Annotated in this window: 16 protein-coding genes; 3 read left to right on the top strand and 13 right to left on the bottom strand. The window is 44.7% G+C overall.

The window, feature by feature from the left end:
• Positions 1 to 47: 47 nt before the first annotated feature.
• From QP775_RS06420 to QP775_RS06435, 4 genes are all read right to left on the bottom strand, one after another.
• A complete protein-coding gene (locus tag QP775_RS06420; RefSeq protein ID WP_239328054.1) occupies positions 48 to 647 on the bottom strand; it encodes a DedA family protein in 600 nt (199 codons plus the stop codon).
• Between the two features lie 8 nt (positions 648 to 655).
• On the bottom strand, positions 656 to 2,818 hold the full coding sequence (gene secD, locus QP775_RS06425) for a protein translocase subunit SecD (protein ID WP_239328055.1): 2,163 nt from the start codon (positions 2,816 to 2,818) through the stop codon (positions 656 to 658).
• A 76-nt stretch (positions 2,819 to 2,894) separates the two neighbouring features.
• Positions 2,895 to 3,254 (bottom strand): hypothetical protein, encoded by a 360-nt coding sequence (locus QP775_RS06430; RefSeq protein ID WP_239328056.1) that lies wholly within the window; start codon positions 3,252 to 3,254, stop codon positions 2,895 to 2,897.
• 261 nt (positions 3,255 to 3,515) lie between these two features.
• Positions 3,516 to 4,748 carry an amidohydrolase gene (locus QP775_RS06435; RefSeq protein WP_285104544.1) on the bottom strand — a complete coding sequence of 411 codons (1,233 nt, stop codon included), beginning with the start codon at positions 4,746 to 4,748 and terminating at the stop codon, positions 3,516 to 3,518.
• A 204-nt stretch (positions 4,749 to 4,952) separates the two neighbouring features.
• On the opposite strand from QP775_RS06435, the gene QP775_RS06440 reads away from it, so the two are divergent.
• Positions 4,953 to 5,846, top strand: coding sequence for a LysR family transcriptional regulator (locus QP775_RS06440; protein ID WP_285104546.1), 894 nt, complete (start codon positions 4,953 to 4,955; stop codon positions 5,844 to 5,846).
• A 56-nt stretch (positions 5,847 to 5,902) separates the two neighbouring features.
• On the opposite strand, the gene QP775_RS06445 is transcribed toward QP775_RS06440, so the two are convergent.
• The 4 genes from QP775_RS06445 to QP775_RS06460 form a co-directional block, all read right to left on the bottom strand.
• On the bottom strand, positions 5,903 to 6,607 hold the full coding sequence (locus tag QP775_RS06445) for a hypothetical protein (protein WP_239328059.1): 705 nt from the start codon (positions 6,605 to 6,607) through the stop codon (positions 5,903 to 5,905).
• A complete protein-coding gene (locus QP775_RS06450; protein WP_285104548.1) occupies positions 6,604 to 7,488 on the bottom strand; it encodes an ABC transporter ATP-binding protein in 885 nt (294 codons plus the stop codon). Before QP775_RS06450 ends, QP775_RS06445 begins: the two co-directional genes overlap by 4 nt.
• A 229-nt stretch (positions 7,489 to 7,717) precedes the next feature.
• Complete coding sequence (locus QP775_RS06455) at positions 7,718 to 8,329, bottom strand: hypothetical protein (RefSeq protein WP_285104550.1); 612 nt, start codon at positions 8,327 to 8,329, stop codon at positions 7,718 to 7,720.
• 133 nt (positions 8,330 to 8,462) lie between these two features.
• Complete coding sequence (locus QP775_RS06460) at positions 8,463 to 9,164, bottom strand: DsbA family oxidoreductase (RefSeq protein WP_239328062.1); 702 nt, start codon at positions 9,162 to 9,164, stop codon at positions 8,463 to 8,465.
• A gap of 201 nt (positions 9,165 to 9,365) precedes the next feature.
• On the opposite strand from QP775_RS06460, the gene QP775_RS06465 reads away from it, so the two are divergent.
• Both QP775_RS06465 and QP775_RS06470 read left to right on the top strand, forming a co-directional pair.
• Complete coding sequence (locus QP775_RS06465) at positions 9,366 to 10,109, top strand: YwaF family protein (protein WP_285104552.1); 744 nt, start codon at positions 9,366 to 9,368, stop codon at positions 10,107 to 10,109.
• A 461-nt stretch (positions 10,110 to 10,570) separates the two neighbouring features.
• Positions 10,571 to 10,966 (top strand): hypothetical protein, encoded by a 396-nt coding sequence (locus QP775_RS06470; RefSeq protein WP_239328064.1) that lies wholly within the window; start codon positions 10,571 to 10,573, stop codon positions 10,964 to 10,966.
• A 69-nt stretch (positions 10,967 to 11,035) separates the two neighbouring features.
• Here QP775_RS06470 and QP775_RS06475 read toward each other — a convergent pair whose 3' ends face one another.
• From QP775_RS06475 to QP775_RS06495, 5 genes are all read right to left on the bottom strand, one after another.
• Positions 11,036 to 12,142, bottom strand: coding sequence for a hypothetical protein (locus QP775_RS06475; RefSeq protein ID WP_239328065.1), 1,107 nt, complete (start codon positions 12,140 to 12,142; stop codon positions 11,036 to 11,038).
• A gap of 49 nt (positions 12,143 to 12,191) precedes the next feature.
• Positions 12,192 to 13,334: a radical SAM/SPASM domain-containing protein gene (locus tag QP775_RS06480; protein ID WP_239328066.1), complete on the bottom strand. Its 1,143-nt coding sequence runs from the start codon at positions 13,332 to 13,334 to the stop codon at positions 12,192 to 12,194.
• Between the two features lie 68 nt (positions 13,335 to 13,402).
• On the bottom strand, positions 13,403 to 13,672 hold the full coding sequence (locus tag QP775_RS06485) for an acyl carrier protein (protein WP_239328067.1): 270 nt from the start codon (positions 13,670 to 13,672) through the stop codon (positions 13,403 to 13,405).
• A gap of 42 nt (positions 13,673 to 13,714) precedes the next feature.
• Positions 13,715 to 17,233: a beta-ketoacyl synthase N-terminal-like domain-containing protein gene (locus QP775_RS06490; protein ID WP_285104556.1), complete on the bottom strand. Its 3,519-nt coding sequence runs from the start codon at positions 17,231 to 17,233 to the stop codon at positions 13,715 to 13,717.
• Positions 17,230 to 21,357: a type I polyketide synthase gene (locus QP775_RS06495; RefSeq protein WP_285104558.1), complete on the bottom strand. Its 4,128-nt coding sequence runs from the start codon at positions 21,355 to 21,357 to the stop codon at positions 17,230 to 17,232. The genes QP775_RS06490 and QP775_RS06495 overlap by 4 nt, the downstream gene beginning before the upstream one ends.
• Between the last annotated feature and the right edge of the window lie 19 nt (positions 21,358 to 21,376).

Consider the following 21,376-nt stretch of genomic DNA (forward strand, 5'->3'; position numbering starts at 1 on the left):
CGAAATACAACCGACTGCCCTAATTGAGAGCAGTCGGTTGTATTAATTCAGACGAGTTTTACTTTTCGTTTTACATAATGATAAACAACAAAACAAACTAGAAGTACTGCGATTACTATCGCTACAGGCATCAAGTAGGCTTTTGCGAGTGGAGCAACGTCCTTCCATTTTGGCCCCAGACGATAACCCAGATACACATATAAGCTGGTAATCGGCAGCATGGCAGCGTAAGTGTAAGCAATAAATTTAACAAGACTCATGTTAGCCATACCGCATGGCAATGATATGGCAGTTCTTACGCCCGGAATAAATCGCCCAAAAAATGCAACTCCCGCGCCATATTTAGCAAAGAAACGTTCCGAAGCTACTATTTCCCGTTCGCGAATCAAGAAATACTTTCCATACTTCAAAATTAAAGGTCGCCCACCATATTTGCCAAGTGCATATAAGGTGAGAGGTCCTGTAACGCCTCCTATCGAACCCGCTAATATGGCAAGCCACAAGTTCATATCACCTTGAAACACCCAATAGCCTACTAAAGGCAGCACGATTTCCGCAGGGATAAATTCAAAGGTTAGCGCCATAATAATACCAGCATAAGATAATTGTTTAAACTGATGCACGATGTCAATAATAAACTGTTCCATTCCTCACCTCATGAAGATTTGCCAGATAAAGCTGATTTTTTTAATACGAGCCATACTTGTCCCGCAATAAACAAGGAAGAGCATACACCAAATATAAGTCCAAGTGTCATCGCAAGGGAAAATAACTGGATCGATTCACTTCCGAATACATATAAAATTAGCGAGGCCACCATTACTGTAAGTCCCGTATTCATCGACCGTACAAAAGTCTGCTTGATGCTGTTATTAACAAGTGCCGACAAGTCGTTCACGTTTTTCAGTGTAGCAAATCTTAAATTTTCCCGTATGCGGTCAAAAATAACAATCGTATCATTGATCGAGTACCCGATAATCGTTAGAATCGCAGCGATAAACGGCAGATTCACTTCCAACTGCAGTAGTGAGAATAGGGTAATTACCATAAATGCGCTGTATAACAAAGCAAGTACAGAAGCAAGTGCAAAGCGCCATTCAAATCTAACAGCTACGTAGATGATAATGCCAATACTGGCGAGTAAGACAGCATAAATGGCTTTTAAACCAAGCTCTTGCGCAATTCCCGGGTCGACCGTATGTTCTTCGCCAGATACTTGATCTCCATATGCCTTGCGGAAAGCCTGTATAATCGATTCAGCCTCTCCTTTGTCACTATTAAGCACCTTGTCAAAGCGAATTGTAATACGATCCTGCTCTGTTCCACCGATTGTCATTGTGCCAGGTACTAGTCCTGTCGATTGAACAATCTGATCCGCTTCGGGCTTTGTTATTGATTTCCCTATCGTAATGTCTATGGATGTGCCTGCCTTAAAGTCCACTCCGAAATTAAAACCTAAAGTCATAAGCGAAATAATTCCCGCCACTGTCATTGCAATAGACAGACTGAATGCCACCTTGCGGTATTTTACAAAGTCAAACTTCCCATTAGTTTCTGTGATCTGGCGAGTAGTGTTTGCTTGTTCAGCAATAGACGTGATCTGTGATGGCTTTACTCCCAAGTATCCAGGCTTCGTAATCAAATTACTCTTGAGCAATAATTGCAGCAAGAATCGAGCAAAGATTACATTCGTGACGATGCTCAGCAAAATACTTAAAATAAGGGTTAGTGCAAAGCCTTGGATCGCACCTGTCCCCATATAATAAAGTACAGCACCGGCTAAAATAGTCGTGATATTGGCATCCATAATCGTCCGGAAGGAATGTTTAGATCCTGCCTTTAACGCGGAGACCATGCTTTTTCCGCTTCGAATCTCCTCTTTGATCCGTTCATAGGTAATGATATTAGCGTCCACTGCCATCCCAATTCCTAGTACAAATGCGGCAATCCCAGGCAAAGTGAGTGTTGACTGTATAGCATTCATAACTAGGAGAAGCGCCCAGGCATACGTAATTAACGAGATGCTGGCCACAATTCCGGGAACCCGGTACAAAATAATCATAAACAGCAAAATAAATATAGAGGCCAGCGTTCCTGCCTTTACCGTCTGTTCTAACGATTGCTGCCCTAATGTTGCGCCTACAGATTGCGTATATTTTTCGGTCAGCTTAAGCGGCAGTGCCCCCATATTAATAACCTCAGCCAACTCGCGTGCCTCAGCTTGAGTATAGCTGCCTGTAATCGACGCGTTGCCATCTGTCAACACGGATCTGACAACAGGTGCCGACAGCTCTTCCTCATCCAAATAAATGGAGAGCGGCTGGTGAAGCAGCTTCTCTGTGACTTGCTTCAGTTTATCCTTGTCGCGTACTTTGATCTGGATTAACGGTTGATGAAGATCATCAAAGCCTACCTGAGCAGCACCTTCCACAAAATCACTGCCATGCAGCTCGATCTTGCCGTCAGGACCTCTAAACGTCAAGTTAGCTGGCTTCTTCATCATTTCCCGGACAGTTTGTTCGTCGGCTACGCCGGCAATTCGCGCACGAATTCGGTTCGTGCCCTCAGGTGTCACTTCCGGCTCAGCAACTCCGTAAGCATCGGCACGCTTTTCTAAGCTCCGTGCCGTCTGACGAAGCGCTTCCTTCGTGATCGTTCCGCCTTCTTCTACGGGCTGTGCTTCATACAGAATCTCAAAGCCACCTTTGAGATCAAGTCCGAGCTTCGTGTTCTGGATGAGCTGTGGTGATGTCACTGCAATGATTATAAAAGTGATCATAACCGTACATATAAATGCAGCAAGTCTTTTCATTTTCATAACGTTAACGCTCCCTTTATCGGCAATGTAGGCTGAAAAAGAGCAGCACAAAATAAACAGGCTGCCCTGTTTGCTGTTAAAGAGAGCAGATAATGGCTGTCGTTGTCCGTTTGATGGGCATTAGAAATAAACGTCTTATAGCGGTAGCAATATACGTGGAATGATAAGGGAAGCATATTCGTCTAATGGAGCTGATAAACAAACGATACATCACTACAATTAATATCAAATGCAGCAGTGTATATTTAACAGATAGAGCCGACTTGCGTACAAGCATCGCATCTGCCGATTCCAAGTTACTTCCAAATTCTATTGTTTGATGGATAGTAGGTTCACTCTGTGCTGCAAGCAGTGGAAGGCATAACGAACCCAGCAGCACGAGCACCATCATTATAACTGTGAAGAAATGATATCGACTATGAGTCTGCTTCGTCAACTTGCCACACCCCCCTACCATGATTTAAAGCATAATCTTATCATACGGAGCAAGAAGCAGACAAGCGATGAAAAAGGCAAGACTTTTTAATACTTCTAACAGCACCTGATACAGGCAACATTACGAATGGAGCGACTGTATCAAGCCCAGAATCCCACAACGTGTGCACAATATATAACACGATTGAGCAAAAGAAATCTTTGCCCAATCGGTTGTATTACGCTACTATTCCTCTAGCTTAAGCATCAAAAATGTACAGCTTTACTCCTCGCACATGCTTCCATACACTAGTGCACCTTTGTGAATAACCGCTTTTCTCACTGCTCGTCTGGCTACAGCTTCGGCTGTGCAGCTTGCTTCTACTAGCACAAGGCTGGCTTCATCGCCAATAGATGGCCACACTTGGTTTCCCTGTTCGTCTAAAGGTGAAATTCCATTGGTAATATATTTAATCGACTGGGATAATGCGAACTCAGAGCTATACCCGTACAATTCAGCCAAACGTCCTACCTTCTCCAGATTGTCTCCATTGCCGAATGGAGACCAATGATCCGTCACGCTGTCAGTCCCAAGCATGACAGGTACTCCATGATGGGACATAAGTGGGATGGGCATATTCATCCTGCCTATCGGCACCGTTGAAGTTACAGCTATGCCAAGCTCTCCAAACCGTTTGGCAAGCGCAGTAACTTCTTCCAATGCATTAGTAGCAAATGCAAACGCATGGCTCACGGTAACTTTGTCCTGCCATCCTGCTTCCTCCGTCAGGTCGGCCAACCTGACAAGGGTTTCTAATCCCACGGCACCCTGATCATGAATATGCACATCAATGCCTGCTCCCGTCTCAACAGCAATATCCATGACCGTTTGCAAGGAGCGCTCGATATCACGATCTACAGTCGCCGGATCAACAGCCCCTACAAACTGGGCACCATTTTGCACGGCTGCTCTGACAAGTGCTGCGGAGTCGGAGTGAAGCAGACCATGCTGCGGAAAAGCGACAAGCGCAGACGTAACTCGGCCTTTGTAATCATCGAGTGCCGAAAGTGTCGACTCCAGCATCCTCAAGCCGCTCACTGGATCGATATTCACATGTCCTCTCACATGAGTCGACCCATGAGATAACAGAAGATCAAGGAGATGGCCCGTACGCTGACGGGCTACAGGAATTAACTCCGGGAGTAGTTTACGTTCCTGCTCTATACGCTCAAATATGCTCGCTGCTGGGCGAACAGCTCGCCAACTTCCACCATAAAATGTCTTGTCCAAGTGAATGTGCGCGTCATGGAAGGAAGGAATCAGAAGCTTTCCATTTGCATCATACGTTGTCAACTGCTCGTCAACGATTATACTAGATCTCGGAACAATTTCCTGTATGAGTCCATCGGCTATCCGAATGTGAAACAATTCCGTACAGGTTCCTACCACTTGCTCGTCTTCATATAAGTATCCTGTGTCCAGACTGACATTTTTAATCCAATATGACGTTTTCATCTTAATACCTCCAATATCCAGCTAAGTCCATCGTCTTGATAATACGAGGTTGTCCCTGCCTATTATTATATAGATGCGCTTCAGCAATCACTCCATGCCTCATGCACGCTGCACACTTATGGTACCATTGGATTTCATATATGAAAAATATATAATAGATTGGGTTATCATATCTTTAACATATGAAAAGGTGGTGCAATCAGCATGGATATTAGACAGCTTCGTTACTTTATAGCCATCGCCGAAGAACAAAATATTACTTCTGCAGCCAGACGGCTGCATATCGCGCAGCCTCCTCTAAGCCAGCAGCTCAAACTTATGGAACATCAATTAGGAGTGGAATTGATTGCACGAAGAGGTAGAACACTAGAACTCACAGAAGCCGGTCGTACCTTGTATAAACATGCTTTGCGAATTACTGCTTTAATGGAGGAATCACAACTTGAGGTTCAAGAGACAGGTGCGGGGCAACGTGGCAAGTTATCCATTGGAGTCAACACCTTACCTTATCCCGACCTGCCTAACCTGCTCGTTCAATTTCGCTCGTCTTTCCCAATGATAGACTATAAGATTAAACAGAATGAATCTGCCCATCTATGTCAGCTTTTACGGGACCGCCAGATCGATTTAGCGATTATTAAATTGCCTTTGGAGCTGCAGGATTTCTCCGTAATTAACTTAATAACGGAACCGCTTCGTTATATAGCGTCACCTACCTATCGGTATCCCCGCAAGCAAGTCACTTTCGCTGAGATGGAACAAACGGCTCTTCTTGTCCCCAGTACAGAAGGTTTAGGTCTGCATCACATTATTGTGGAGCAATTTGCCAAAAGAAGTTTAAATCCCTGCTTTATATGCGAGTGCTCGGATATTTACACCATGTTGGAGCTGGTCAGGTCTGGATTTGGTGCAGCTATTGTCCCTGAATCACTACTGCAAGTTCATCGTGCAACAGAATTAAACATTTATACCATCGAAGATCTGCATGCCACTTCTTCCACAGCTCTGATTTGGATGCGTGATCATTATTTATCCAAGCCTGCCCAGCATTTTATAAATATGGTTAAGCAGAATCTTAGTGAGAAAGAAGCCCATTAAATCAGGATAATCGCTAAGCAAGCAGGCCAAGTAAGGTAAATGCACAGTTAATCCGATTATCGATAATGACGACTGTTTAGCCTGAGAAGCACCAGAACTAGCGCCCCTATGTAAACTGGCGTCATCAGAAGTACACAGTATAAGTCCCAGTTTGATCGTTTGCCTGCATTCATTAGCACGTCCATTACATGGTAAGCAGGCGGAATGAACCAGCTAAGCGGCAGCAGCCAATCTGGAAAGTTGTGCAAAAAAGCTCCTTGACATAAAGATAGGATTAAAGTTAGCACTAATCCTCCGAGAACCACGCTCCGCTTGCCCACTCCTTTGGATTGAAAACATGCTGTAATACACGCGGCTAGAATGGCTAACTCTAAATGGCCGATCAATCCCAATAGCATATCTTTCCATGTGACTGGTCGATCAAATACTTGCATGAGCACCGGTAAAAGGACAACAAACAAGCAACTGATGCCTATTAATACGCTTGCTGCAATTAATTTACTTAAGAAATATAAATTCGGGTTCTTTATGTGGACAATTGATATCATCTCTTGATAAGGATGCTCCGTGTGGCCGAACCCATAACAGAACCATGCCGAAATAAAAAACAGCATCACGGCACTAGCTGCATAACTATCTAATACTGGATTAGGTTGCATGGAGTACAGCATCATCAGACACAATCCTAACACCGCCAAAGGCGGAAAATAACGATTAGAGCGCACATATTGCCGTAGTAAATATGTAATCATCGTGCTCATGCTGAACAATCCTCCTCATCAGACACGGTACAGATCGTAGCATCTATTTTAAGCAGCAGACGCAGCATGTCATCACAATGATCGGCGGCAACTACCAGCGTATGCCGCTCTTCTGCAGTTATCCAGCCCATAAATCCGATCTGCTGCTGAATCACCGTCATTTGATCGTTGTGCCGCAAGCAGCATTTAATGCGCTTGTTATGTTGAGACGTGTTGTGACACTCACTATACTCCATGCCTATGACCAAGGACTCTAAATGGTCTGCCTTGGAGTAGGACTTTAATAGCTTGCCGCCGCTCAATTCCACCACTTGATCTGCATCTTTCGTTAATATGGATTCGTGGCACGCCGCAACAATCGTGGCCCCCCGCTCCCTATATGCCAACAATTGTCGTCTCAGCTCCTGTTGAGCCTCCTGATCGAGACCAGACATCGGCTCGTCGAGCAGCAGAAAGTCGGGTTGATGAAGCATTGCTTGCATCAGATTGACTTTCTGCAGCATGCCTTTTGAGAAGGTGCCCATGCGCTTATACTGCGAGTGGCTTATGCCCCACTGCCGGTGCAATTCTTCTATTCGTTGACTTAGTATTGTCTTGCTTATCCGGTGAACACGCCCCATAGCGGTGAGGTATTCGCTCGGCGTAAGCTGCAACAGCGGCATTCGTTCAGGTGCATAACCTATAGCATCCACGCGCGGGTCTATGCTGATCTTGCCTTTATCAGGCGCGGCCAGCCCAGCTAGCACTCTCAACAAGGTACTTTTTCCAGAGCCGTTTTCACCAACTAGTACAAGCAGTTGACTTGACTCCACAACCAGGGATAAGTCGTCAAGTACCCTTCTGTTTTTATATCGATATGTAAGTTGACTTACTTGAAGCATACAGTTGATACCTCCACAAAAATAACGAGCCTAGCAAGAGACTATTTCTGACATTTCTGATCCTTCTCTCATTTATTTATTATACGACTAAACAGCAGCATTTCCCAATAGATAGAGAATATAGGATACAATACGCCAGTTTCATAAGATGCTGCTTGTTTTTCTGAAAAAGGGATAACAAAAAGAGCCGTGGACAATGCCCCACGACTCCTCTACTGCATACAAAATGTTACATCTTCTTGCTGCCAGTTAAGCGACTCTGAATAATAATCCAACCTAATGTTGTCAGAATAACACTAACGAGCACAAATAACAGCAATGGACTAAAGGTAGAATCAAGCTGACGACTAGGCTTAGGCAGCTTGGCCTCTATACCATGTACAGCCAAATATTGCGTAAAATGCAATTGTGCATGGGGATCATCCTGCTGCTGCACTTTTGTGTCCTTTATGCGCACCATGCCATTAGTTCCGCCGACAGGTGTCATGAGATTAGTATCTAAGTCCCGCTCCAGAAACAATAGATACTCCCCGCCTGCATTCTGATGATCAAGAGCTCCCTGTTGATCATCTCGGTCAATTCCTGCGATTATCATTCTGGGGCAATACCCCTTTATAACGTGAGAGACCGTAAAATTATATCCTTCCCACATCGATGATTGATCTGCGGTGGGGTCGTTAAACGTATATATGCCTGTAACTACAAGTTGAGCCCGCTGAACGACCATTTCTGGCTCCATCCGAATCCAGCTGGTGGCGTGCACCTGATCGTGAACGTAGACATTAAGCAGCAGAACTATTCCTATTACACGAGCCCACAAAATCCTGCTTCGAATAAACACATGGATCCTCCTCGGCAGCAGCATACATTCATCTCTTACAAGCTTCTGTAAAATAGACGTAAGCTTGACCAATAAGGTTACATGTTATTTACATTTCATTATATGAACAATAACGCCAAGCAAGTTCACCATCTTAAATCGAACAAGCACCATCTGAGCATGAATCTCCTGTGCTTGACCCCGCTACCCCTTCTTGTGTTGCGGCTTCGTTCCAGGCTTTAAGCAGTTGTTCTGCAAATGCTTCCGTTGGTTGCGCACCAGAAATACCATACTTCTCGTTCAAGACAAAAAACGGCACCGCACGAATGCCAAGTCGTCCCGCTAATTGCTCATCAAAACGCGCATCCTGAGCATATTGCTCGCTCGCCAGCATCTCTAGAACTGCCTCTCGATCGAGGCCAACACCAACAGCTAAATCAGACAACACGTCATGATTGCCAATGTGCTTGGAGTCCGTAAATACGGCACGGAACAAAGCTTCGTTCATCTCTCGCATCTTGCCGTTCTGAGCGGCAAAGTGAGTCAATCGATGAGCATCAAACGAGTTGCTCAGCACCATCGTATCAAAATGGTAAGTCAATCCGACACTCTTCGCTTGCTCCGTAATGTTATCATTCATTGATTTTGCTTGCTGTACACTCATATTGTACTTTTTCGACAGCATCGTATGGACATCATAATCAACATCACGGGCAGCTTCAGGATCAAGCTCAAAGCTGCGGTAGATCACTTCTACTTTATCCTTATGCGGGAATTGATCCAGCGCCTCCTCAAAACGGCGTTTACCAATATAACAAAATGGACACATGTAGTCAGACCAAATTTCAACTTTCATAATAGACCTCCACATTTGATTGTCATCATATTTAATTAAGTACACTCATTGTAACTCTTATAGTTACAACAATCAAGTAACTTACTTTTATTTTGTTGAATATCGTTTCCCCTACTCAAATTATATATGCATCTTGTTCCTTTTATTGTAAAATAAATAATAAAAGTACATCACTTGGAAAGGAGTGACGAGGCTTCCGATATGAATCGTTATTTTGATGTCAATCATACCCAGCTCTTTACGTTTTATTCACCTGCACACTTGAGTGCATTATCTGCATTTGTGTTATGCCTGATTTTGTTATATGTCAATCGTCAGCGCCTTCACAAAAGCCACTATCGTAAATACGGACGATTTATCTTGGCTGCTGTTCTAGTACTATGTGAGGTGACACTTAATATATGGTACATCACACAAGGCGTTTTCCGTCTTCAGGACACACTCCCGTTGGAATTATGCAGCATTTCATTATATCTATGTGTTTTTATGCTGCTGTTTAATAATCGGTTTCTATTTCAGATTGTCTATTTCACTGGAATTGGTGGGGCACTTCAAGCCATACTTACGCCCGCTCTCACCTTTGATTTCCCTCATTATCGCTTTCTTGAGTTTTTTATTGCCCACTTTGCAATCATGTTGGCTGTGCTCTATATGGTATGGGTGGAACAATACAGGCCGACGTTTAAATCCGTAGGGCTAGCGATGGCATTCTTAAATGTATTGCTGGTAGTAGTCGGCTCCATTAACTATGCCGTAGGTGGGAACTATATGTTCCTGATGAAGAAACCGGACACAGCCTCTATGCTTGATCTGTTAGGTCCATATCCATGGTATTTACTATCTTTAGAAGCTGTGGCGTTTGTATTGTTTATATTGCTTTACTTGCCATTTATTTTTGTTGCACGGGCTCAGCTGTCACGCAATAAGCTCCCATTGTCCGAGTAACGGATCACTGTGAACACTGGTTCACATACATTCAATACGTTTCAGAATAAGAGGCTATCACATTTCGGCGGAGATATCAGGGCTCCGCTCTTTGTGATGCCAAGAATAATAAAATGTAAAAAAACGCTTCCAAAACAATTGAAACAACTAACCAAGTGTGATATAAATAATGTTAATAGAATTGCCATTTAACAACCCGCTTCGTAACGTTTGGCCGCCGACAATTATTAATCCTCATACCCTCATTAATTTTTGCTCGACACTCAACTTTTCATCATCCCATGTTAGCCTCTATTTTCTTTCTTTATTAATTCGGATATTCTCACTAATAGACGATACAGATGGACTGGCTCGAAATAATAGAGTGCTGGGGGAGGTGGTTGCAGCTCATACTGTTTAGCTTGCTCACAGCTATGGGTCGACACATGTAGCTTATACAAATCGAAGGGTGATGATGATTGATGAAAAGATTGTCCGGTGTTATTTTTTTGTATGTTATGGTAGCACTCTTATTCTCCTCACCAGCATCTGCATATGAAGGTTATCAATATTATCAACACAACACATATAGCCATCTGAATGTCAAAATTGATGTTGCATATAAAGGTCCTGAAACAAGCGGTACACGTCAGTTTGTCGTTAGATTGTTTAAGATTACCCCTTGGGGTGAGATGCCTGGAGAAAATGATATTTTTATTAATTTTGATTTATCAGAGCCCAAGCCTCATCCTAATGCCTATCGTATCAAAACGGTGGTTGATACCTTCTTCCAACTTGATCCTGGCCAATATGTGATCCGAGTATATGCTGACGGCGGTGCTGATAAATGGTCATACAGCATTGCGGCGCCTTATTAATTAGAACTTAAGAAGTTCAACCAAAAAGAGCAGACCTTCCAGTAGCATGGAAGCGTCTGCTCTTCTTATTTATGATATTGTGGCAGGCTCACTTGTATATACAGTTACAACCCTTTTATCAAGGGAAGACCGCTCGATGCCATTATTGACACAGAGCTCGTCAAGCAGTTGATCCAACACTACTTTTTCAGTCGTGAACAGTGTCTCAAGACCTTCATCTATTTTATCCAACAAAGCGGGAAGCGTTGTAAAATAATACTTTAACAACAAATTTCTCAGCTTCAGTGCCAAACGCTCCATACTTTCATATGCCTGAAGTGTTGTGCTGTCGGCATTTAGATACCCATGCTGTTGCAAATAACGAATTCGCTGCACCATAAATCTTTTGTGCTCCCAGAGCAAATGCAGAGGACGAACGTCTAAGGCAATCTGATCCTTCCCCAGCAGTTTGAAATAATGCTGTAGCGCCTGATAAACTTTCATTCCATATACACCTGGTTCCAAGTTGCGATATAAGCCCATCCGCCGGGATGAGTTAATGCCGTGGAGATACTCTGTCAATGATTCCATCATCACACCGAGATCAAAATCATATAATCCGTATTTCAAGTCATACTTGGTTTGTTCATAATTGTCAGCTTTACGGAACATACTAATATAGTTGTGTGTTGTTGGACTATTGTAGGCCGTCTCAAACTCTTCAAAACTAATTTCCCGGCAGCTAAAAGCCCGATCCCTATTAAAACCCGCAACCGTATAAGTCTGTTTGTCCAAATTGTACCCTAACACTAGCAGATCATGGGTCATGTGCCGGAAATTATAGCACAACGTGTTTGGAATGTAATATTCATCGATATAAGAGAAGAAGTAAAAGCCCCGATCTATATGATCGATAATAAAATCACGTATGTTGATATTCATTCGGGTCAACATCTCTTTATCCGTACGATGATAATCCAGCCAAGGCACATTGCCAAAAATAATTAACAGGTCCGGGTAAAAATCCAATCGATACTCACCTAGATCAATGTACTGCTGTGTTATATGAAGCTGAACATAGTTTGTGTAAAACCAATCCATACAGCGCTCGTCATCTTGAAGAACACCAAGTACATAGGCATGCCCCAGAAAACCATACAATTGTGGCTGGCTAAAAGGTAATATGTTCTCCCGCATGAAAATCCTCATTTCTTATCTGAGTAGTATAGTAGGTCAATAAAATGGATTAGAAAGAATCTTTATCTGCAAACATGCGGACACATCGATTACAAACCAATAAATTGTCATTTCGCATATAATTGCGGAATTTGACTGCACGTTCCCCTTCCCACATATCCTGGAACGTATCTTCGTAAATGTTGCCATATTTATAATCCGGGAAATCTACACAAGGGTATACATCCCCAGTACGACGGACAACCAGCTCATGCCATGGTGCAACACATTTGGTATGGCCAAATACGTTATCAATGTCGGTGAAATATTCATGAATATCGATATACTGCGAGGAATCGACTCCCTCCGAACGCCATATTTCTTCCATATCACGCTTTAATAATTGGGTATCGATGCCGATATCTTCCTCAACAAAGCCCTGCCAAGCAGGAGATACGTTGCAATCCAGATGCTCTTTCATTTGTTCTGCGTACATTAAACCGCGTTCCTGTGACGTAAACAGCAGTGGAGCGAAGTTAACCGACATATCGCGGCGCTTTGTCCAAGGTGTCTTCGTGTCATGCAGGACAATGTTGGCGTCCTTGAAGCGATCTCTGAGCGCTTGCATAAAGTTTTTGGTACTTTTGTAGTTATACTTGGACAATACCATCGTAATGTTGATAAACGGAAACATTTTATTGTTTCGTTTTTTCTCTTGAATCAACATTTCAACATTTTCACAGACCGTATTAAAGCTGCCTTTGCCTCGAATGGAATCGTGGAATTCTTCAGGTCCGTCCAGAGAAATATTCATGGCTACAATATTTTTCATAATAAACGGAATCTGCTTCTTCATTAATGAACCATTTGTCAACAAATAAATGTTGGCCTTTTTACTGCGCAGATGTTCAACCAGCTCATTTAAATGCTTGTACAGCATCGGTTCGCCGCCCGTAATTATGACACCCAACTTCTTGTTGTTCGCCGTCACCTGATCGATAAACCCTTTCAGAACGTTAATGTCGAGCTGTTCACGAATGACACGCTGCGGCTCCTTTAACGCCCAACCTGTCTCCCCCCAAATGTGGCAGAAGCTGCAACGATAATTGCACATCTCAGACGGGAAAAGTGTTAATTGTTTAATCTCTGGTGTTAAATTGCGGACATAATCATTTAGTGCTTCATCTCTTAAACCTATTGCTTCAGTTAACATATTAGTTTCCTCGCCTTCATCTTCTATATATAGGGTTGTGTTGCAGGGTCAACAGGCACATAGCAGGATTATTCGTTCTCGCCATCCGAAGATAAAATGTAGTTCATAATGCTGTTAATTGTCATAAAATTACGAAAATCCAAATCTTCATCTTTCCAAGTCACACCAAACTCCATTTCTGCAGCTATAACCAGCTTAATAAACGTAACCGAGTTGACTCCTAACACCGTCAGCTCATCATCTGGGCCTAGTTGGTCCAAAGCATCACTGTCATCAACATTGTCCTTCAGCATTTCAATTACACGTGCCCGCAAGTCGTTTTGAAGTTCGGTTGTCATTGTAAATTCCTCCTAAAATGTTTGAATGATGGATTTATATATTTAATTGCAAGGTGTAAGCAGCAGTTGGGTCAAGCGACGTTCTTCCTCCACAACTTCCTGTAACCTGATGCAGCAGGATTGGAACACTTCTGGTTTGTACACAGGCAGATACAAATAACGAACGACGCCTTTACGTACTTCATCCCATTTTTTAATGATGCGTTCGATGGACTGCAAAGTATCACTCTCAACTCCGTATAACTGCCTTATGCGATAGCTGTCCACATGTTTGGCGTTAATCACTTCGTTGCAGAATGCAATCGTATCGTCCAAATGGAGTTTGAGCTGCTCCTCATCGGATGTCCAGCGACGGAATGACTCGATATAAAGGGTAAGCGCCTGCACACTTTGTTCCAACAAATTCAAGCGTCCATTCAGCAGTGAGACATAAGCGTGAAGCGGCTGTTTGACTTCTCCATGGATTGTCAGGGAGGAAGATTCAGCGCTGAAAATATAGTGAGTCGCCTCATGTCCGCGATGCAAAAAGCGTTCACGGAAGCCAAGGTGTCCCTGCTCCAGGTCTGTGAAGGACAGAACACATTTCTTGTATGACAAGTTTTCTCGACGGTCATGCTCTATCACATGGAACATCTGTGCCGCCTTGTTGTAACCATATACAAGCAGCGTATGATCCAGATGTTCCTTTTCAAAAGTATCTTTGCGTATCGATTCGTGGTAAGCATCGACCCACACCACTACAGGACTACCATGTGAAATTGCTTCTATTAGCTCGGCCACAATGTTACTGGAATCTGCTCGTATATCCACCTTAATATTCAATTGCTTAAACATCTGCTGCATCGGATATTGCTCGTCGTAACGGATGCGGTACCCTTTGTCCAGATTTGCCTCATGCTGCCCGCTCTCTGCCTCGTGGTCATATTCATATAGAATTAGATCGTTAAGCATTATGCGCAGTGGGTCTTGACCAAAGTGCCGCACGATTGGAAATACCGAGTTAAAGAAACAATTTTTGTAGAACACATCGTTAAATGGCTCAATCGCCGGAATGATCACCTGTAGCGGTGTTCTATTCATCTCAGAGTCGGTCAACTCAACGAGTGCTGCTTCAGCTTGAGACACTTCTGCAATAGTCGCAGCAGCTTCTGTATGAGCGACTGACATTGTAGCGCTTGGCTCTTGTATATCATTTGATATTGCCTCATGACTTGAACCGACTACGTATGCAGCTAGCTCTGTGATTGAGCTAAATCGATACAGATCATCTGAGTTGATCGTGACGTGTTGCCGCCCCAACTCTACCTCCATTCGGATAGCTTGAATGGAGTTGCCGCCTAGCTCAAAGAATGAATCGTAGACGTCAATTTCAGTTATCCCAAGCAGCATTCCCCATACATTTGCAATTGTCTGTTCCGTCTCGCTGTATTGCCTGCTGTCCCTGCCCGTTAATTTCACAAACGCAATCGAAGACGAAGCTGCACTCACAACTGCCGCTTGATCAGGTAAGACAGGACCTCGCTCACCAATATCAGACGAGTACTTATCACCCCCTTTTTCTGCCTTTCTGTTCTCCTCTGTATAATCAGTCATTGATTCCAACCAGCAGCGTGACCGCTGAAACGGGTAGGTCGGTACACTGACCGTATATCGTTCTTCATCCAAATAAAGCAGTTCCCACTCGATGTCGGCACCTTGCGTATAAAGATGACATACCTCATACAGTCCGTCTGAATACGCTGATGTACGAGCCAGCATCTGTTGAATCAGTTCCCTGCACCGCTCATTCTTAGTTCTTAGTTCTTCACTTGTCAGTGCCCCTACTTGGCTTTCTCCTCGCTGTACATTTCGAATCCGATGCTCGCCGTAGTACACGCCCTCGAGCTGAAGAACTGGAGTTAGGTCTGTTTGTTGAAGTTGAGTCAGCTTTTGCCAAAGTTCTTTCTTGTCGTGTGCGGTTAAAGCTAATCGATATCCGTAATGTCCTCTACCCGTATTTGCTGTATAACAGATGGATTGTAGATCCGCTGATGAGTTAGGCAGTAAAGCTGCATACTCATCAATAAGCTGCTTAATTCCTAGTTTGCTTTTAGCCGATAAGCACAAGGCCACCAGCTCTTGCTTAGGCTGCTCAGCCACTCGATTAGTGGTCAAGAGCGCATGCTCAGTAGGCGCTTCCTCCAACACAACATGACAATTCGTTCCGCTAAAGCCAAAAGAACTGACTCCACATCTCAGTGGGGTATCCCCTCCTTCCCAGTTACGTAGTTGGTCATTTACATAAACTGGCGAGCTTTCAAATGAAATTTTGCGGTTGGGCCTCATAAAATGAAGGGTTGGCGGAAGCTGCTTATATTGAAGCGCAGCTATCGCTTTCACAAGCCCAGCTATGCCAGAAGCGCTATCCAAATGGCCCACATTCGTTTTGACCGAGCCCACCGCGCAAAACTGCTGCTTACTTGTGCGTCGTCTAAAGGCGCGCTGGATACCGTCAATTTCGATTGGGTCACCAAGCTTGGTACCCGTACCGTGAGCTTCGATGTAGGTGATCGACTCCGGCGGAATACCTGCGTCTTTCCATGCTTGCAGAAGCAGTTGTTCCTGCGCCTGCGCGTTGGGTGCAGTAATGCCTGCTGATGCTCCATCCTGATTAACCGCGCTGCCTTTGATGACCGCATAAATACGGTCCCCGTCCTCGACAGCCCGCTCCAATGGCTTCAGCAGCAATGCTGCTGTACCTTCTCCCCAGACCGTACCGTCTGAGCTGTCGTCAAAAGTGCTTGTTCTAGCATTTGACGATTCGATTCCAATCGCAAACACATCGTCCACTGGCATGAGGCATACCTTCACCCCTCCGGTGAGCGCTTGATCACAATCCCCGTTTCGTAGAGCCATACAAGCCAGGTGTACAGCTACCAAGGAGGAAGAGCAAGCCGTATCCACCAGAAAGGCTGGTCCTTTAAAATCTAGCAAATAAGAAATCCGGCTCGCGATTAGAGATGGCGTATTCCCAATACTAGCCATATCCACCAGTGTTGGCTGCCGCTTCGAAATGTATTGACCATATACGGGCCAATCTGCATAACCTAGGTATACCCCCGTACGACTTCCTTTCAACCGATTCCCGCCATATCCAGCGTCCTCGATTGTTTTCCAAGCCGTTTCCAGAAACAGGCGCTGATTCGGGTCCATTAATGCCGCTTCTTTGGGAGATAAGTTAAAAAATCCGTAATCAAATTGATCAATTCTATCCAAATATCCGCCTTGGCTGAAAGTAATTTCTTGTTCATCAAGGCTCGTAAATTGTGTAATAAACGGTCGAGTATCCTGCTGCCTCTCAAGCGGCAAGGGTCTGACAAATTGTTGGCCATCGCGAATATTAGCCCAGAACTGCTCTAATGTGTTCGCTTGAGGCATGTCCACACCAACGCCAATCACCGCAATATCCTTCACGCTGGGCGCGTGTTCCTGCAACTTGAGAGCCTTCAGAACTTGAAGTCCTGTCGCTCGATCCATCTTGCCGGCAGCCACATGTTCAAATATGATCTGAGCAGCTTTCATACTCGAACCACCTCCATTAAACGGTAACGTTCAACAGCTTCAGCGATCGTCAACGTTCCTGCCTCAATATGATCGAACCATGCGGACACCTCGGCCTCAAAACGGTCTTCCTCTTCCATTGGGACTGGCGCCGAAGCTTGCAGGCCAAAGCTAACATATTCGGCTAGCTTGGCAATGGTGGCATAGGAGAACATATCAGATATCGTCACCATGCCCGGATATTGAGCTTCAACCAGCGCATGTACTTTTGTGACCAGTATTGAGTCGCCGCCAATTTCAAAAAAGTTAGCGTGAATATCCAATTCCTCATAACCTAAAATGTGCCGCCAGGCTTCAGCAATACTCCGCTCGATGTTCGTATAATGACTATCTGCCTTCCCCTTAAGAGCAATTGCACTTGCTTTAATTTGCAAAGCAGGACTGCCTACGCCTTGTCCCTTGACGTGATCCTTCGCTTCAATCCCGATTACCCGTTTCTCCAACTGTTCTTGAACACGTTCAGTCATGCGGAACGGCAGCTTGTCCCCTAACTGGAACAAGACAGAATTTACATTTAATGGACCTACATACATTTGTGTAACTTCATGCCTTAACGCGTCAGCAAAAGCTTCGATCCCTTTTTTTACTGGCAGTACTTTAAACAGCTCTTTGTCTTCATCAACTTCCGAGTTCTCTGACAGACCCGTGTTATCCCATGCAGGCCAATTCAAGACAAACGTCCGCTTGCCTTGAATCAATGAACGGTTTGCCGCAACAGCATCAAGATAAGCGTTGGCAGCCGTGTAAGGTCCCGAGCCCATACCACCGACAAGTGTAATGGCAGAGGAGAACAAAGCAAGAAATTCCAGATTGTCATCTCGCAGTACCTGATCCAATACCCATGTGCCCTGCACCTTCGCTGCCATCACTTTTTCGAAATGATCCTGTGTCAACCGTCCGCTTATGTCTCCTTCAGCAATTCCTGCTGCATGAATAACACCTGTAACGAAACCGTATCGTGATCTAATATCGTCCATGATTGCCTTTATGTGCGTTTCGCTCGTAATATCAGCTTGTATACATACAATCTTTGAGCCTGATCGCTCTATTTCTTGTAGAGTAGCGATGGTACGACTTAAGTAGCCACCTGTCATATGCTGTTTCATTTGAGGTGCATGATGAGATGGATCTGTATTAGAAATTTCATGTACAGCTGTATGTGAAACGTCGTAAGAATTGTCAATTGTAAAATGGTGATTATGATCGGATAAACGTTCCTGATGTAAAACGTACTCGTGGTGGGTGGGTTGTTCTTGAAGAATATGGTTCCATTGTGTTTGCTCCGGGAACGGAGATCGGTTAAGCAAGATGATCTGAACAGGCTGTTGCGAAGCCAAGTATCGGGCTATGTGAAGTCCGATGCCTCCAAGTCCTCCGGAGATCACGTACACGCCATGAGGCTTGATCACCGGCTGATTGTCATCCATTTCTTTGTTTGGATTTGGCAAGTCCAGCTTGTCCAAGCGCTCTACGTAACGGATACCTTGTCGGTAAGCTGTTACATACTCTGCTGCGGGTGTATTGATTTCATGTATACAGCAATCCATGTCTGAATCCGAATCCATATCCAAACATCTGATGTGGATGTATGGATATTCCCATCCGATTGCTTTGCTGAATCCAAATAAGGACGCATGCTCAGGCAGCAACGGATCGGGCAGACCTTCAAACGACGCCTGCATCTTGCCTCCGATTGTCGAGGTGCCGCGGCGGGCAATGATCGTTAACTCCAATGCTTCATTCCACTCTTGACGAATGATCGCTTTAATGATGCGGTGGAGCCGATATACCCCGCTCTCCAAACGATTCTGGAGATCCGTAAGTGTTGCAGGTACTGTCGCTTCTTGTATCGTGCACATAAATACAATGTGGCGAACGTTCCTTTCCTTAAGCTGCTGCAGCAGTTTGTCATAGTCGGCTTCGCTGTCTTCTATCAGGTATGCATCCCTATCAACTTGCTTGTAACGTCCGGCATAACCAACTTCAATAACAGTTGTTCCTGACTGGCGAAGCTTATCATTAAAAGCTGCAGCAGCCCCATCGTCATTTTTGAATACAAGCGTTGTAGCTCGTCTCATCCCAGCCGAATAGTCCCCGGATAAGGGCTGTGGTTGCCATACAGTATGGTAGTAGCGATTATCATCTGTAGTCGCGGTTGTGTGCTGATCATAATCCGCCAAATTCAGCCAGCAACGTTTGCCTTCAAACGGATAGCTAGGTGCATGCAGCCTGTTTGGCCTTACTCTGCGATACAGCGTATTCCATTGAATTTCGGCACCATGCGTATATTTCTCAGCTACTTGGTAACACGCTAGTTGGTCCGATTCCATATAATTAAGCAATGCTCTATTACCTGCTAATGACAGTTCTTTGCGGTCACTATCGGATTCAGGTCCAGCATCATAATAGTAGTAATGCACTTGTCCCTGACGGAGTCCTTCTTGCTGTATCGTAAGCAGAGTGGATCTGAGATGCTCACTACTTCCCGTCACTACGGCCAGTCGATGCTGATATTCGCCTCTACCGGTCTGCAACGTATAACATAGATCACTTAAATTCATATCAGTTCCAACGTCTAAATAATGGATGTAATCTTTAACCGACTGCTGCAGTGCGTCCCTTGTTAAGGCAGACAGTACAAAAATGTATTCCTTCTTATCCGTCTGTAATCGGGGAGCGGAATTCAGATCCGTCGATTGACGATTTTTGACAGGTTGATTCGCTTCTTCCAGAACAATATGGCAATTCGTGCCGCTGATACCAAATGAACTAACGCCGCAGCACCGTTTTTCAGCAGGATTGCTGGTCCACTCGCGCAGCTTGTCATTTACATAAACGGGTGAATCCTCGAAGCTGATCTTACGATTCGGGCGCATAAAGTGAAGTGTAGGGAACAGCTCCTTATACTTTAAAGACAGTGCTGCTTTGACAAGACCGGCAATACCAGCCGAGCTGTCCAGATGTCCGATATTACTCTTCACGCCACTTATCGCACAGAATTGCACCTTGTTCGTATATCGCTGGAACGCACGCCGGATGCCATCCATTTCAATCGGGTCACCTAATTTGGTTCCGGTTCCGTGAATCTCAATATATCCCATTGCTTCGGGATTAATATTGGCACGAGACCATGCTTCGGCAAGCACCTGCTCCTGCGCTTCCGCATTTGGTGCGGTTATACCTACAGAAGTACCATCTTGGTTGACTGCGCTTGACTTGATAACCGCGTAGATCGCGTCGCGGTCTTCCTGCGCTTGTCGCAGCGGCTTCAACAATATGGCTACAGCGCCTTCTCCCGTGCCTGTTCCATCAGCGCTATCATCCAGTGCTCGTGTTCTTGATGTGGATGATTCCACCCCCACTTCAAAATCACGCACTGGAATGAGATGAAGCTGTATTCCGCCTGCAATCGCTAGATCGCACTCTCCATTGCGAATCGCCTGACAAGCCAGATGAATAGCAACCAATGACGAGGAACAGGTCGTATCTACGGTCATGTTAGGGCCTTTCAGATCCAGCAAATACGCAATTCGACTCGCGATCATCGGCCTAACATTGCCTGGCATAGACATGGAATAGGCCTCAGGCTCCACTAGGCTAATCATGTTTTTGTAATCAGCATCTGAACCATAACCAAGATATACGCCCGTGTTGCTGCCCGTCAGCATTGCTCCCCCATATCCTGCATCTTCGATGGCTTTCCATGCCGTCTGTAGAAACAGACGTTGATTGGGGTCCATCAATGCTGCTTCTTTGGGTGACAACTTAAAGTAGCCATAATCAAACTGATCAATGCCCTCCACATATGCCGCTGCACCATATTGAATGGTATGGGGATCTTTGCCGATATGATAAAAGTACCGATCCGTATCCTTTCGGCGCGCTTCCGGAAGATCACGGACACAATCTTTTCCTTCTCTGAGATTGTGCCAATATTGTTCCACAGTGTCGGCAAGCGGCAGCTTTAACCCGATTCCGATAATCGCAATATCGTAGGCCTCATCTACGTCGCTCTGGAATGGATCGGGAGCTGCTGCTGACTCCTCAAACAGCGAGTTTTTTAATGTAATGGAGCTAAAATCCAACAATCCCACCTCCTTCTCA

Source organism: Paenibacillus sp. UMB4589-SE434, from assembly GCF_030226685.1.
Lineage (GTDB): Bacteria > Bacillota > Bacilli > Paenibacillales > Paenibacillaceae > Paenibacillus_B.